This is a genomic window from Pedobacter sp. KBW06, from assembly GCF_003852525.1.
Taxonomy (GTDB): domain Bacteria; phylum Bacteroidota; class Bacteroidia; order Sphingobacteriales; family Sphingobacteriaceae; genus Pedobacter.
Genome location: NZ_QAJL01000007.1, coordinates 85,820 through 100,073 on the forward strand (window position 1 = coordinate 85,820; position 14,254 = coordinate 100,073).

At 39.1% G+C, this 14,254-nt stretch carries 13 protein-coding genes; 7 read left to right on the forward strand and 6 right to left on the reverse strand.

Annotated features, from left to right (window positions below; genetic code table 11):
• Window positions 1-102: 102 nt before the first annotated feature.
• From DBR43_RS31530 to DBR43_RS31545, 3 genes are all read left to right on the forward strand, one after another.
• Window positions 103-1,125, forward strand: a complete 1,023-nt coding sequence (locus tag DBR43_RS31530) for a protein kinase domain-containing protein (protein ID WP_124587341.1) — start codon at window positions 103-105, stop codon at window positions 1,123-1,125.
• A gap of 541 nt (window positions 1,126-1,666) precedes the next feature.
• On the forward strand, window positions 1,667-3,226 hold the full coding sequence (locus DBR43_RS31540) for a Fic family protein (RefSeq protein WP_124587342.1): 1,560 nt from the start codon (window positions 1,667-1,669) through the stop codon (window positions 3,224-3,226).
• A 236-nt stretch (window positions 3,227-3,462) separates the two neighbouring features.
• Window positions 3,463-3,810: a helix-turn-helix domain-containing protein gene (locus DBR43_RS31545; protein ID WP_124587343.1), complete on the forward strand. Its 348-nt coding sequence runs from the start codon at window positions 3,463-3,465 to the stop codon at window positions 3,808-3,810.
• 330 nt (window positions 3,811-4,140) lie between these two features.
• Here the strand turns inward: DBR43_RS31545 and DBR43_RS31550 are convergent, their stop codons facing one another.
• From DBR43_RS31550 to mnmE, 5 genes are all read right to left on the reverse strand, one after another.
• Window positions 4,141-4,875, reverse strand: coding sequence for an HNH endonuclease (locus DBR43_RS31550; RefSeq protein WP_124587344.1), 735 nt, complete (start codon window positions 4,873-4,875; stop codon window positions 4,141-4,143).
• Window positions 4,872-6,500 carry an AAA family ATPase gene (locus DBR43_RS31555; protein WP_124587345.1) on the reverse strand — a complete coding sequence of 543 codons (1,629 nt, stop codon included), beginning with the start codon at window positions 6,498-6,500 and terminating at the stop codon, window positions 4,872-4,874. The genes DBR43_RS31550 and DBR43_RS31555 overlap by 4 nt, the downstream gene beginning before the upstream one ends.
• A 293-nt stretch (window positions 6,501-6,793) precedes the next feature.
• On the reverse strand, window positions 6,794-7,987 hold the full coding sequence (locus DBR43_RS31560; protein ID WP_124587346.1) for a site-specific integrase: 1,194 nt from the start codon (window positions 7,985-7,987) through the stop codon (window positions 6,794-6,796).
• A 3-nt stretch (window positions 7,988-7,990) separates the two neighbouring features.
• Window positions 7,991-8,557, reverse strand: coding sequence for a helix-turn-helix domain-containing protein (locus tag DBR43_RS31565; protein ID WP_124587347.1), 567 nt, complete (start codon window positions 8,555-8,557; stop codon window positions 7,991-7,993).
• A gap of 321 nt (window positions 8,558-8,878) precedes the next feature.
• Entirely contained in the window at window positions 8,879-10,249 is a 1,371-nt protein-coding gene (mnmE, locus tag DBR43_RS31570; protein ID WP_124587348.1) for a tRNA uridine-5-carboxymethylaminomethyl(34) synthesis GTPase MnmE, read from the reverse strand.
• A gap of 165 nt (window positions 10,250-10,414) precedes the next feature.
• Between mnmE and DBR43_RS31575 the strand changes: the two genes are divergently transcribed.
• Window positions 10,415-11,533, forward strand: a complete 1,119-nt coding sequence (locus tag DBR43_RS31575) for an AI-2E family transporter (RefSeq protein WP_124587349.1) — start codon at window positions 10,415-10,417, stop codon at window positions 11,531-11,533.
• A gap of 47 nt (window positions 11,534-11,580) precedes the next feature.
• Here DBR43_RS31575 and DBR43_RS31580 read toward each other — a convergent pair whose 3' ends face one another.
• Window positions 11,581-12,222, reverse strand: a complete 642-nt coding sequence (locus DBR43_RS31580) for a hypothetical protein (RefSeq protein WP_124587350.1) — start codon at window positions 12,220-12,222, stop codon at window positions 11,581-11,583.
• Between the two features lie 284 nt (window positions 12,223-12,506).
• Between DBR43_RS31580 and DBR43_RS31585 the strand changes: the two genes are divergently transcribed.
• The 3 genes from DBR43_RS31585 to DBR43_RS31595 all read left to right on the forward strand — a co-directional run bounded on the left by DBR43_RS31585 (window position 12,507) and on the right by DBR43_RS31595 (window position 14,252).
• A complete protein-coding gene (locus DBR43_RS31585) occupies window positions 12,507-12,869 on the forward strand; it encodes a DUF4870 domain-containing protein (protein ID WP_124587351.1) in 363 nt (120 codons plus the stop codon).
• 142 nt (window positions 12,870-13,011) lie between these two features.
• Complete coding sequence (locus DBR43_RS31590) at window positions 13,012-13,584, forward strand: Crp/Fnr family transcriptional regulator (protein WP_124587352.1); 573 nt, start codon at window positions 13,012-13,014, stop codon at window positions 13,582-13,584.
• 62 nt (window positions 13,585-13,646) lie between these two features.
• Window positions 13,647-14,252, forward strand: a complete 606-nt coding sequence (locus tag DBR43_RS31595) for a hypothetical protein (protein WP_124587353.1) — start codon at window positions 13,647-13,649, stop codon at window positions 14,250-14,252.
• Window positions 14,253-14,254 lie beyond the last annotated feature (2 nt).

Sequence of the window (14,254 nt, forward strand, 5' to 3'; positions counted from 1 at the left end):
TTACGGTACCTAAAATTATAAAATCATGGCCAGCAACAGATTTACTACCAATAAGATTTCTTACTTGTAAGCACTTTATTAAATTTGCCGAAAATTAATACTATGGATGTTGAATTAGAAAGAAGCAAATGTCTCCTGAGTGAATTAAAACTAGAATTTCCAAACAAATATCAAGTGGAAGAAAAAGATCTGCTTGGCTTCGGTAGCCAAGCGGCCGTGTTTAAAGCGAAGGATCTCCACAGAGATATAGATGTTGCTATAAAAATTCATTACGAGGGAAAAGCTCCTCTAGGATCTGAAAGAAATTGGACTATTTCCTCTATCGTAAATCACCATCAAATTGCACATACTTACACAGTAGAAAGTTTCAGTACATCGCGTGGTAAAAACTGTATTGCTGTTGTAACACGCTTTATACCTGGAAAATCTCTGAATCACATTTGGGATCATTACGAAAAGCTAACTGATTTTCAAAAAGAAATCATTACGGAAGATTTTGTCTATTCTCTAGTTCCATCCATGCTTGAAATTCTGGAATTTTGTCATAAACTAGGCTACGGACACGGAGATTTAAATTCTGGAAACGTTATGTTTTTTATTAGTGAAATTAATAAACGTTATCACTTTACTGCGATTCTAATTGACTTTGATAATGCTACAGGTAAAGATGAACTATCTTATGAATCGGAAATAGAAAAAATAGCCGCCGATTATCCTAAATTGAGACAGCTCATCAACGGTACGCTTTGCGATTGGTTCTACAGAGCACCAGTTATGGAACTTTTTGATGCTTACGATAATGTTCAAAACTTCAGAATTGGATACACAAAAATGATTTCATTTATTGAAATCATACAAAAACCATATTGTACAACAGCTTCAATACTACAGTTTTTAAAAACATTACTTCCCTTAGAATTACCAAGGGACATCCTGCGCCCAATCCTCAATTGCCTAGAAAAGGTAGCTGAGATGAAAAACAAGCTAGAGGACTTCAAATACGCCTTAAAGGATTTTGATGTAGAACTTCAAACGTATGAGGAATTGGCTGATTTGAGGATGGAAATGACCGTAATTGAACATTCAGATATTAAATATGAAATTTACACCAAGATGTTCGCATAAGACGGTGCAGCGCCCAACTATTTTTTGTATTTGTAAACCGAATAAAAACTATCATGCTTATAAATTAAAATAGACAATACGGGGGAAATCACCTCCCCTAATGATTAATTAAGTGCATCAACACCCGATTGAGCAAATTCCATACAGAGATTAAAAGCAGTCTGAGACCTCTGGGATCCAATACCATCCATGATGCATTTAAATTTACTTTCGTCATCCTTGTAATTACGAACATTCTGAAAATACTCCGTTACTGCAGTTAAGATACATACAGTTAAAAAAGGAGATAAAAGGAATAATCATATATTTGCATTAAACAATAGAAATAGCACAACAGAAAACAATAGAAATAACACAACAACAAACAATATAAATAGCACAACAACCAGCAAAAGAAATAACACAAAAAGAAATAGAAAAGATTAGTTGTATTCATCTGAAATGATACAGCACAAAAAGAACTTCTCGCATAGATGATGCGAAAATCGAAGGAGTTACCATGGTGACCTTGAAATAGCATCAATACAAAAAGTAAATAGTTATGGCAACACCAAAGGAAAAATTTGCAGAAGCATTAGTCACCCTAAAAGAGCTTCAGGATAAAGGATCTGCAGGATTCTATACTGACGAAATACCCAACCGTTCACAGCGTGAAATCTTATTAAAAAACGGTTTTATCAAAGAAGTCTCCAAAGGTTGGTATGTATCTGCAGACCCTTCAGAAGTTCCAGGTGATAACACATCCTGGTACAGTTGTTATTGGGAATTCTGTGCAAAATTTATCCGCCACAAATATGGAGAAAACTGGTGCCTTTCTGCCCACCAGTCGCTCATGATACATGCAGGTAATTTGACCGTGCCTACCCAACTACGGCTACGCTCACCAAGTGGGAATAACAGTTCAATTACCTTACCGCATAACACCTCGCTGTTTAACTATAGGGCAGAACTTCCCTCAGATGAAATGGTTACCAACATTAACGACCTTAGGTTATATAGTCTGCAGGGGGCATTGATTTACAGTAGTGAAGGGATGTACCGTGCTAAACCACTGGATTGCCGCGTTGGATTAGCCAGTATCAGTGATGCCTCAGAACTATTGCCAATTTTGCTGGACAATGGTCACTCCACCATCAGCGGTAGACTAGCTGGCGCATTCCGAAACATCGGGAGGGACAGAATTGCCGACCAGATCATTGATACCATGAAACAGGCAGGATATGACGTCAGAGAAGAAGACCCTTTTCAGGAAAAGCTACAAGTGGTGATCAGCCCGCGCGAACGCTCTCCATTTGTTAATCGCATCCGCATAATGTGGCAACAAATGACTGAAGTAATTTTAAAAGACTTCCCTAAAGCCCCAGGTATACCGGCAGACCGGGGAACCTATATTAAAACGGTGGAAGAAGTTTACCTTACAGATGCCTATCATTCCCTATCCATAGAACGTTACCGCGTCACACCGGAACTCATCGCCAAAGTAAGCAGTGGCGAATGGGATAAAGATAGCTCCCAGGAAGACCGCAAACAAAAAGATGCCATGGCAGCAAGAGGCTACTTCCAGGCCTTTCAGGAAGTAAAAAAATCTCTGGAGAAAATCCTGAAGGGAGAGAACGCAGGACTACAAGCAGATAAAGATCATCAGAAATGGTATCGGGAACTTTTTGACCCAAGCGTACAATCTGGAATTCTAAAAGCTTCGGATCTTGCTGGTTATCGCAGCAACCAAGTGTATATCAGTTCTTCAAAGCATATACCACTGAGCGTAGAGGCCATGCGAGATGCAATGCCAGAGTTATTTGATTTACTTCAGAAGGAACAGCATCCAGCAGTAAGGGCAGTGCTAGGTCATTACATTTTCGTTTTCATTCATCCCTATATGGATGGCAATGGTAGAATAGGCAGGTTCCTGATGAACACGATGCTAGCCTCGGGTGGCTATCCATGGACAGTAATTCCAGTAGAAAAAAGAGATGAATATATGAAATCCCTGGAAACTGCCAGTGTTACTGGAGACATTGGTCCCTTCTCCAAATTTATTGCCTACCTAGTTAGCGAAAATATGAAAGGTAAACCAGTTGCTCACCTACCGGGAAAATAAAGAATAATACCACAGATCTTTTTTCCAAGGCCAAATCGACAGCATTAGCAAACCTTGGAGAATGTTAAATGCCCCCCACTAACGCCATTCTTAGCACAAACACCCGAAACAGCCTTACTATACGGGCCGGCGAAAATCTAACCTATTTATCCCATATGGGACTCCTTCTATTTTAAATTGACAATCATTGTAATCAACTCAATTGACAATAAAAACGAAAAGGAAGAAATCTGCCTATGGAACCATTTAGTTTTGAAAAACTTCCCGAAGTAATCAGAATCCTATTTGAAAAAGTAGAGCACATTGAAGAATTACTTCAGGATTTACAGCCGCAGCCCCCCAACGAAAATGAGCTTTTAACGATTCATGAAGCCGCCGAATTTCTGAAGGTCACTGTACCCGCCTTATATACAAAAGTAAGCAGACAAGAGATCCCAGTAAGCAAACCAGGAAAAAGGCTATACTTCAACAAGACCGATCTGAAGAAATGGATCATCGCATCAAGAAAAAAAACGGTGGGAGAAATCAGAAAGGAAGCGGAAGAGCGTATCAAAATGCTCAATAAACATAAAAACTTTGTATGATACTTACCTTAAAAAACACCTCCACCATACATTCTTATAAGCTATTTGAAAATATGAAGCTGAAATTAATCAAGTCGACTAAACTAGGTAAACTTAACTTCTATTGATTTTGGAGTCGTCCTTTACTGTATCGAAAATTTTGAATGGCTTATATATTCTCCGAATTGATCGGATGGAGCAAATTTGCTCTAAAAAATCATAACGGCCAGCTTAATAATGATATTCATATAAATAAACAATTTTCGAAAATAGTTGTTGTAAAACTTGAATGTATTTAAATATCAAAAAATGAACAGCTCAATGGCATGGGTATTTTTATTTGATTTTGGCCTACTTAATCTTTGAAAAGACTCCTAATAGTTCAAGTAAAGATTCACCGAAATTATCAATCACCATATTTGAGTAAGCTGCATCAGGTGACATGTATTTTATCAGACGAATAAATAATATATCAAGTATTTCTTTTTCAATTTGAGTGATTTCTTTGCTTCTAAAAGTTTTCTCTAAAAGTGTATACAAAAGATTTAAAAGTTGGAAAACCTCATCATAGACCTTAATTCTCGCTTCAACTAAGTAAGACCTATTACTCCGCCCGCTTCCATTTAGATTATTAAGATCAAACAGGTCAATGCTATATTGTCCCCTATCTACGTTTTTTATGTCTCTTGAGTAAAGTAAATGTCCAACATAAATCAGTTCTCTCTTGAACTTATCGGGATTGGAATGCACCCACTCGCCTTTTATCAAATAGAAATTTGGCGAAAATAAGTTTGGATGAGGTATTTCCCTTTTCAAAGCATTACAGCGTTGACAGCTGTAGTGTAAATTCTTGATATCTTTTTCGTATTTATCAAAACCATACATGCTATTTTTAGGATAAAAATGTTCAATTTGAAAATAAGATGCTGATTCAGGTGAACTTCCGCAATAGGCACAACACCCTGAATAAATGTCTCTTATAATGTCCCTAATGCGAACATCATCATTGTAATCGTTTATTTTTTCTAAGATCGAACTTGCCTCCTTTAAATGTTCAGATAAAGAATTTTTGTCAACCCACCTCATATAACAGAATTAGATTTATTGAACAGCTCAGTGATTTTTTGCTTAAGATCAAAAGAGTCTCGTACACTAGCAATCGGATCGTGCGCAGGAAGTGCAACTTTTTTAGTATCCAAAAACTTTTTTAATTCAGCCTCTGTCCGTTGAGACCGATAACTGATCTTAAATTCATCAAGTAATACTTCTTCAATACTAAAGGTATTAACGTGGTCAATCATCTCGCTTGTTAAATTTCCTACGCTATCACGACTAAACCTTAATACATCTGTGTTTGCGTTCTGAGCGGCTTTCATGATTAGTACCGGTGAATGCGTAGCGAATAGAAAATGAGAATTTTTTATTTCATAAACGGTTTCCGCTATATCTCTGAAATTTTCAGGAAACTCCTGCTGCCATTTGGGGTGCAGACTATTTTCCGGCTCATCGAAGAAAACAATACAATTTTCCGGATTTTCCGACAACGGCATATCAGAAAAATAGCTAAATAGCCGTATCATATTTTGTTGTCCAGAACTCATTTCCGCCAGCGGTATGTCATCTATAAATATATCCAGTTCAACTGCTTGATGTTCCACCAATAAAGCCAGCAAATTGATTTCAAATATTGAAAGTTCATTTAGGTCGAGCTCAAGTCCCCAGTTGATATGTTGATCTTTGGAAATCTCAAAGTTACCTGCGACTGTTTTCTCCGGCGTTAGTTCAATGCTTTTCATGAAATGGTTTAGCGACTTTATGATTGGACTTTCACTGATATCTTTAAAAAACTCTGCATCAGATCCGGTATGATCAAAATATAATTTAAAAAATGATCCCGATCTATATAAATTCTCAACCACAGAATAATCAATTTTACTAACAGGATTCTTGACTGTCAAATCCCCTTTGTCATCTCGTTTTAGATTACTTAGAACTCTCAAAAAGTCATGGATAAATGCACTCTTTGTTGAACCTAGCATTACAAAAATTTTGTCGTCAATGGCTGGAGCTTGAAAATCAATAGGTAGTCGATAACGAACTTTCCACTGAGCGTCTTTACGATGTTCTAGCAATTGGTTCAGTCGCTTAATTCTATTATTCTGGTAATTTTTGAATAATGCCCTCAAAAAAAGATAACTGGTGACGTTAACTGGCGACTGATGATTAAAGCTTCTGAAACGCGAATTTCGATGAACTATCTTGTTTTCCACCGTAGATGTAATCAAAATAAGTTGGCCGTTGTGGCGACTAAGGAAGTCATTCCCATGATCGTTAGTAGGGTCCATAATAATGGTTTCATTATTTGTATGAACGCCCATTTTCTGAAGTGGGATAATAGCACCATCGAGCAATGGTTTAGTACCATATTTTTGATCCTCCTGATTAAGACTTTGAAATCTCCGTAACTTGCTGTCAATTGCCGAGCCTAGGTTCATAGCATGAGTAATTGTACGAAAGAAAAAAGTTTTGCCAACCCCATTTTCTCCGATAATATAGGAGTATTGGTTTGGCGCAGAAGTATCATCGATAGCGACCTTAATATTTGTGTCATCGATATCTTCCAGTGAAACATTATTATGATCTATCAGAAGATCAAGATTAACATCTCCAAGTACCTTGTGTTTATTAAAAATAATAGTTTGAATTCTCATAATCGATTTAGGTTCACGATTGTTAAAGATAGGAAATATACATAAATACTCATTTTAGGCATCACAATCCGCCTTTAGAAAGTCATGAACTGTAAGCAAGCAGATACCCCCATCTCATTCAGGTTAATTTGATTTGTAGTAGTATCTTTTGTAATCCCCTTTGTTAAGACAACGTACGTATATTCCTTTTCATCAAAAGTGATATGCGCAGCGGTAAACTCATAATGTAAATATAGCCTCAGTCATGTGCTTTTATTGTGCTAATACCATAGATACTTATGAAGGGGTAAAAACTACCTTTCATTCCGATGCACAATAAACTTAAATGATTTCGGCGGTAAGTTTTCATCCAATTCTACTTTAACAGCCTCCTCGGGCATTTTCAACATAATCTTATCAGCCGCATTACGCTTGGTCTTGTCTACAATTTTGGCGTAGATTTCCGTATTCTTAAAAGCCTTATGGCCTAACATTTTAGAAACCGTATAAATATCCGTTCCGAGCTCCAGTTGCAGCGTGGCGAATGTATGGCGGAAACTATGGAAAGTAATATTCTTATTGATACCTGCTGCAGCAAGCCAATGTGTAAAAAAAGTCTTTAGCCTCGAATACCTTAATCCCTGAAAAACAAGAATATTCTCCGTGTCCTGATTCCCCATAAAAAAGACTGCCTGATCTGAGATTGGCATCACCTCTGCGGCTTCTGTTTTTTCCTGTGAGAACTGAAGTTCATATTTCCCGGCAGTTCCGCGCAAGTCTGACCACTTCAATGTTGCTACATCAGAAAATCTCAATCCCGTTAGTCCAGAGAAAAGCGCAGCCCTTCTCATTAAATCTGACTCGGCAGGAGTTTCCGCCAAATGCTGGAACTCTTCTAATGTAAGCCTCTCCCTGTGTGTCTCTTTAGCTGGAATGGCTTTTACGATCGAATGCAAATCCTGTGATATAATACCCTTTTTATAGGCAATTCTTAAAACATGCCTCAACTTCGCATAATAACATACAGCCGTATTTCTCTTGATCGGTCTTCCTGTTCTGCTAATACTAGGACCACTAAGCAAGTAGATTTTGTAATCTTCACACAAATGGTCATTGACTTCAGGAAACTTAAGATCATGGCCTGCAAAAGCGATAAAGTATCTCAAACCCATAGCCCAATCATCTGAAAGCGATTGTTGCTTTTTGCGGGTTTCTATTTTGAAAAAATCAATGAAACTGGAATCTCTTACGGCATCTGAAAGAAAGCCAAATCTACGGTTTTGGATATCCAGTTGACGTTGTGCACAAACGGTACGGGCCAGGATCATCGTTTCCTTATTATGTTGCCGCTCCCATTGATCAGCAGGATCATCATAGATATACAATTTAAGGGTTTCAAATCGATGAAATTTACCTGAAGCTGGGTTTTTGAGCGGTGGTGAATAATCCAGCACGATACTTTTTCTGTTATTCACGATAGTTCTCATTCTCATTTTCACTTTAGCCATAACTTAATCGTTTTGGTTAGAAAATTTATTTAGATCAGACTTTAAAACGTAAGTGTACTTACCATCTCGATATTTAGGGATATTATTCCGCTTCAGCAGATCCCACAACGCTCTCTCAGAAAAATTAAGCGCCTCTTGAGCCTCCGACATGGAATAGCAGAACTTCGGATGAGGATTCTTTTTACGCGCCTTCAGCACAGGTACCTGGAATTCCGGGAGCACAAGCATCTGATCAAGATCAACTCGTTTAATCAGTGTTTTTCGAGGTGTGAACCTAATGGCTTTTATTCTACCACTTTGAATGATATTGTAAATACTTCTGACCGAAGTATTCAATAATCTGGCAGCCTCCTTAACCGTTAAAAATTCTGCCACTACTGTACTCGCAGTGGTCGCGGCTATAGTCTCCACAACTTGCTTTTCAGAAGCCTCTATTTTCAATTCTCTGGCCTTTCGCTTTCCGTATCTGCTATTACAGATATGACTGCAAAATCTGGTCACCGTAGTCTTTGCCATGAAAGCATTTCCACAGAATTCACAGATCCTTTTTACCTTAATGTTCGAACTCATCCTTTTGTTGCATTTAGTCAAATGCACCGTCTCTTTTTGACCGAATTCTACCCAAAAACACCTGTAGTTATCTCGCCTTTTTAAGTGTCATTAAGCGCCGATAAGTGTTATTAAGTGTCATTAGATGTCGTTAGTCGCCATAATCTACCAGATGATTTTTACACCTGATTTTTAGGAGAAAAAAGCTACAAATGCGCTACAAAAGTCAGAAAAACAAAGTGATATTTCCAAAAATATGGACAAAAGAAATTCACATAACTTATTAACAATAAGCCATATACTTGTCATTACTTAGCGTAATTATGCAGTAATTATCATCGATTATTTGCCAATACAAAACTTGCTAAAAATATTCTCCAGCAAATCATCAGTGGTCACCTGGCCTGTGATCTCCCCAAGGTAATAAAGCGCCTGCTTAATATCCATCGCTAAAAAATCTGAAGTCACCGGATTCAACAAACCATTAGCAACACTGCTCAGCGCTACCTGCGTTTTCTGCAAGGCTTCCACGTGTCTGATGTTCGTCACCATCGTATGATTTGCAGAAAGCTTATCGCCTACTGCAGTATTATAGATCAACTCCTTCAACTCCTCAATCCCCTGATTCTCTTTCGCAGAGATCGAAATAAAATTGATATCGGAAGGAAGGCTCAATTCTTTAAGCCTGTCGTTATAAGAAAGGTCCATTTTATTCGCTACTGCAACAAAAGATACTCCCGGTTTATGCAAGCTAGCAATATCTTCTTTGATCTCGGAAGCGGAAAGGTTCAGTACATCAAATAAATACACCAATACCGCAGACTGACTAATCTTCTGCATGGTCTTCTCTACTCCTATCGCCTCAATCGTATCTGTAGCCTCTCTGATTCCAGCCGTATCGATCAACCTGAAATTAATCCCGTTGATATTTAAAACCTCTTCAATCGTATCCCTTGTTGTCCCTGCAATCTCACTTACAATCGCCCGGTCTTCGTTTAACAGTGCATTTAACAAAGTTGATTTACCCGCATTTGGTCTGCCGGCAATCACCGTATTGATCCCTTCCTTGATCACATTCCCCAATTCAAAAGAACGGATCAGTTTATTGATCACCAAAGTGATCTTATTGATCAGGTCCTGTAACTGATCTCTGTTTGCAAACTCCACATCCTCTTCAGAGAAATCAAGTTCCAGTTCAATCATCGATGCAAAATGAATCAATTGTTCCCTTAACAAATTAAGCTCAGTACTAAAACCTCCTCTCAACTGGTTCATCGCTACGCTATGCGCTGCCTGAGAATCCGAAGAAATCAAATCTGCAACAGCCTCAGCCTGGGAAAGATCCAAACCTCCGTTCAAGAATGCCCTTAACGTAAATTCTCCGGGCTTGGCTGCCGATGCTCCCCTTCTGATCAACAAAGAAATGATCTGTTGAATAATATAATTCGAGCCATGACAGGAAATCTCTACCACATTCTCTTTCGTATAAGATTTCGGGGCGACAAACAAACTGACCACCACCTCATCAATCACCATATCCCCATCCTTTATCAATCCAAAATGTAGTGTATGAGAATCCTGCTTCAACAAGTCTTTTCCACTAAAAACTGAATTTGTGATAGAGATCGCGTCCTTACCCGAAAGGCGGATTACACCTATGGCGCCGATTCCTGGTGGCGTAGATAAGGCAACTATGGTTTCATTACTGATCATAAGAGAAATATACTGTGTTTTGATTATTTACAAAACTAGCCAAACATTTCATACCTTACCGTGTTTACCTTTTGAAAAAACAAATAAACTACAATTCAAGCCATCATGTCGCTCTTTATCTGACTTATAAAAGCCGATAAAGGCAGTAAAACAAGCTCTATCCTTATGAAAGAAATGCCCCTAACCGTAAAAAGATCCATAGAACTCCTCGGAATCGTCCTCGTTGGCGCCCTGTTGGTCATTGGAAAAGACATCATCATGCCTGTAATCATGGCATTTTTCATTAGCATTGTGCTGCTTCCTGTATTCCGTTTCCTCAGGAAATACAAATTTCCGGAAATTGCGGCGATTATCCTGCCCATCCTTCTTGTCGTGATCTTTGTAGGCGCCATCGTATGGTTTTTCTCCGCGCAGATTGGTGTTTTGGCCGCAGACTTCCCTCAGATCAAAAGTAATGTAAATGCCCATTTAAAATCACTCAGCGAGTGGTTCAGTACCATCAGTCATGTTTCTACCACTGAACAGATGAAATTCATTACCGAAAAAAGTGATGATTTACTCGGAATGGCTGGAAAAGCGGCAAGTGGTGCAGCGGTCACCCTAAGCTCAATTTTTGTATTTGTGGGGTTACTTCCCATATACATTTACCTGATGCTTTTTTACAAAGACATTTTACTGCGTTTCATTTTCATGTGGTTCAAACCGGATCACCATCCAAAAGTAAAAGAAGCCATTTATGAGACAGAATCCATCATCAAAAACTACCTGGTAGGATTGTTGATCCAGGTAACCTATATGACCATCCTCTTAGGAGGTATCCTATTACTGGTTGGCATTAAACATGCCCTGTTGATTGGTGTCATCTTCGCCATCTTAAACCTGATCCCATATGTGGGTGCTTTAATTGGAAATATCATCGGTGTATTGCTTACCCTCACCTCTTCTACTGAACTATGGCCGGTAGTAACGGTACTGGGAGTAATTGCAGTTGTACAATTCCTGGACAACAACATCCTGATGCCAAAGATTGTAGGTTCCAAAGTGAAGATCAATGCGCTTTTTGCCATTCTCGGGGTCATCATTGGTGGAAGTATTGCCGGCGTTTCCGGAATGTTCCTCTCCATGCCGATCATTGCCGTATTAAAAGTAATCTTCGACAGAACAGATATGTTTAAACAATGGGGCGTATTGCTGGGTGATGAAAGGCCGGCAAAGAGCCCAATGACCTTTGCCTCATTTAGGAAAAAGAAGACCGTTCCTGCCGAACCAGGCGTACAAAAATAAAAGTGAAAAGATATGGTTCTCTTCAAAAGAGGGGAACCATATCAAAATTATTGCTCCACTTCTGCAAAAATAGCCGCAGCCCCACTTCGCATAGGACTCCATTTTCCTGTATTCTCAATTCTGGAGAAACCTCCCTTAGCCATCATATTGGCCCTGAAACTCAAAAGAGAAAGCTTTTTATTCCGTTCTTTGGGAAGATACTCCAAAGAAAGCACACAATCCTCCTCCAGGAAGACCTGTTCAGCGCTCAGGTCAAAACGCAGCATCTCCGAGTCCTTTGAAAAAGATTTGATGATGTTCTTTTCTATCAATCGCTCTCCCGGCAATCCGTTTTCAAATTTATAAATGTTTAAACGGAAGGATACTGAATCCCGGGCACCTTTGAATCCGGAGGTTCCTACATTAACGTTAAGCAAACGCACCATTGAAGAAATCCGGATCAATTGTCCGATTTCGGCGTAACCGGCTTTACCTTTCAAACTGAGTCCGACCCACATTTCAGGAGTATATCCGTTCACACCAACAATATTGACTTTCTTATTGGTGATCACCACCTCCTTCAGTTGATTAACCTGCCCCTTTTCCTTATGCAGCAGCCCTTTTAAAGCTTTATTCTGTGAAAAAGCAGGAAGAACAGGAAGCGCAAAAAAGCCAGGCACTAAAACAATAAAACCAAACCACACTTTCATATTCAATTCCCCCTGAATGGATACCCGCAAATTAAGACTCTAAACCTCCTTCCACAACAAATTAACAGTATTTAACAGGAAGAAGCTATTCATACAACAATTCAATTGCCTGCAAAGTATGGGCAGAACAAAACTAAGATGCCGGGGTTAAACATAACGGAATTAAACAAAGTCACCATAAAGATTCGAAGTAAAATAAATAAACCTGACAACAAATAATTTACTATATTCACGAGAAAATGCCTACCATCTCACAAAAAACATCTATTTAACAAATCAAATCTATGGAAACTAATTTCAACCCAACCCCGACAGAAGAAGGAAAGCCAGCGGCTATTATCAGTTACCTCTCCATTATTGGATGGCTGATCTCCTATTTCGCCATACACAAAGACAAGAGAACAGACCTGGGCAGCTATCACCTCAGACAAACCTTACTGCTATACCTGGTAGGTTTTGTACTGCAAATTACACAACGCATTTTCTTTTCGATAATGCCTTTTGATACTATGGGCATGTTGTTCAACATTGTGTATTTAGCCTTGTTTATTCTATGGGTAATCGGTCTGATCGGCGCTATTCAAGGCGTTAAAAAAGAAATTCCTTTAATTGGTAAGCAGGCACAAACCATGTTCCCAAGTATTTAAACCCATCTCTTTTTTTAAAATGCAGAGCGATCAAAAACAGCTCTGCATTTTTTCTTTCCTGCCGGCGTATAAAGAACGCTATCCAACTAGTCCTCAGGTCATTTAGAATTGTATTAGAATAGACAAACAACAAAAGAAGTTTATGCTAAACCCCAATAACAATTTTGAACACGGCGACCTGGCTTACCTGCCACCGGAGCTCCACTTGCTGCTCCCCTTTGCACGAAAAAGAAAAATCCCAAAAGGTAGCTACCTCATCGAAGAAGGCATAGTCAGCCATTACTTTTTTCTTGTCGTTGAAGGCATTTTCCGCACCTTCAGAACGATAGATGCTGAAGAATACATCACGGGATTTACCTTTCCGGGCGATATTGACGGTTCTGCATACTCTTTCTTTACGACCGACCCTGCGAATGAAACGATCCAGGCCATAACGGAGGCAAAAATTATTGTTTTCTATAAAGCTGACTTTACAGCGCAAAAGAGAAAAGATCCCGCTTTGGAAGATTTCATTTTGAAACTGTTGTCTAATTACATTAACATTCTGCAAAACCGGCTGCTGGAACACCAAAGCATCACCGCCGAAGAGCGCTATCTGCTGTTATTAAAACAGCAACCCGTAGAGTCGGCCAGAATTCCGCTTACCTATATCGCCTCTTTTCTCGGTATTTCGAGAGAACGCCTCAGCCGGATCAGAAAGTTGATCCAGGTTTGACTTAGGTCAAATCAACTGTAAAAACCAAGCAATAGTTTTGTTTCAACATAAAACAAACCACGATGAAAAAACTATTGATATTGCTTGGCATGCTATGCCTGTTCAGCCGGCTCAGTTGTATGGCACAAAAACGGGCAGAGATCCCAATTGGCTTTGAGTTCTACAACCATACCATTGGACTTCCATTCGACAACCCAAATAAAAAGCCCTTTAATCTCGGCCTGGCCATAACCAGTTCTTACCCGCTGCTGCTCAGCAAGCATTCAAAAATAACACTGGATGGAGAACTGGGGTATTTTAAACACAAGGAACTGGCCAGCGGAATCAACATCAACACCGGTGTCAGCTATACCTTTACCACTGGTATAGGGATCTATGTTTCAGCTGGAATCCCCTTAGGTTATCTCCGAACTTTTAATGCCTATGACCTATACGCGCTCAATGACCTGGGAGAATATGAGTTGACAAAAGACAAGGGCAGGTCTTCTCTTTTTCTGGGTTACAGCCTGCAGCTCGGCTACGATTTTAGAAAAAAATTAAATGCCCCCTTTTCCCTGTACGTAAAAAATGAATGGTGGCTGCAAACAAATTACAGCAAATACCTGCCCTCCCTGCTCCAAAACACATTGCGCATAGGTCTAAACATTTACCCATTTAATCAGAAATAGAA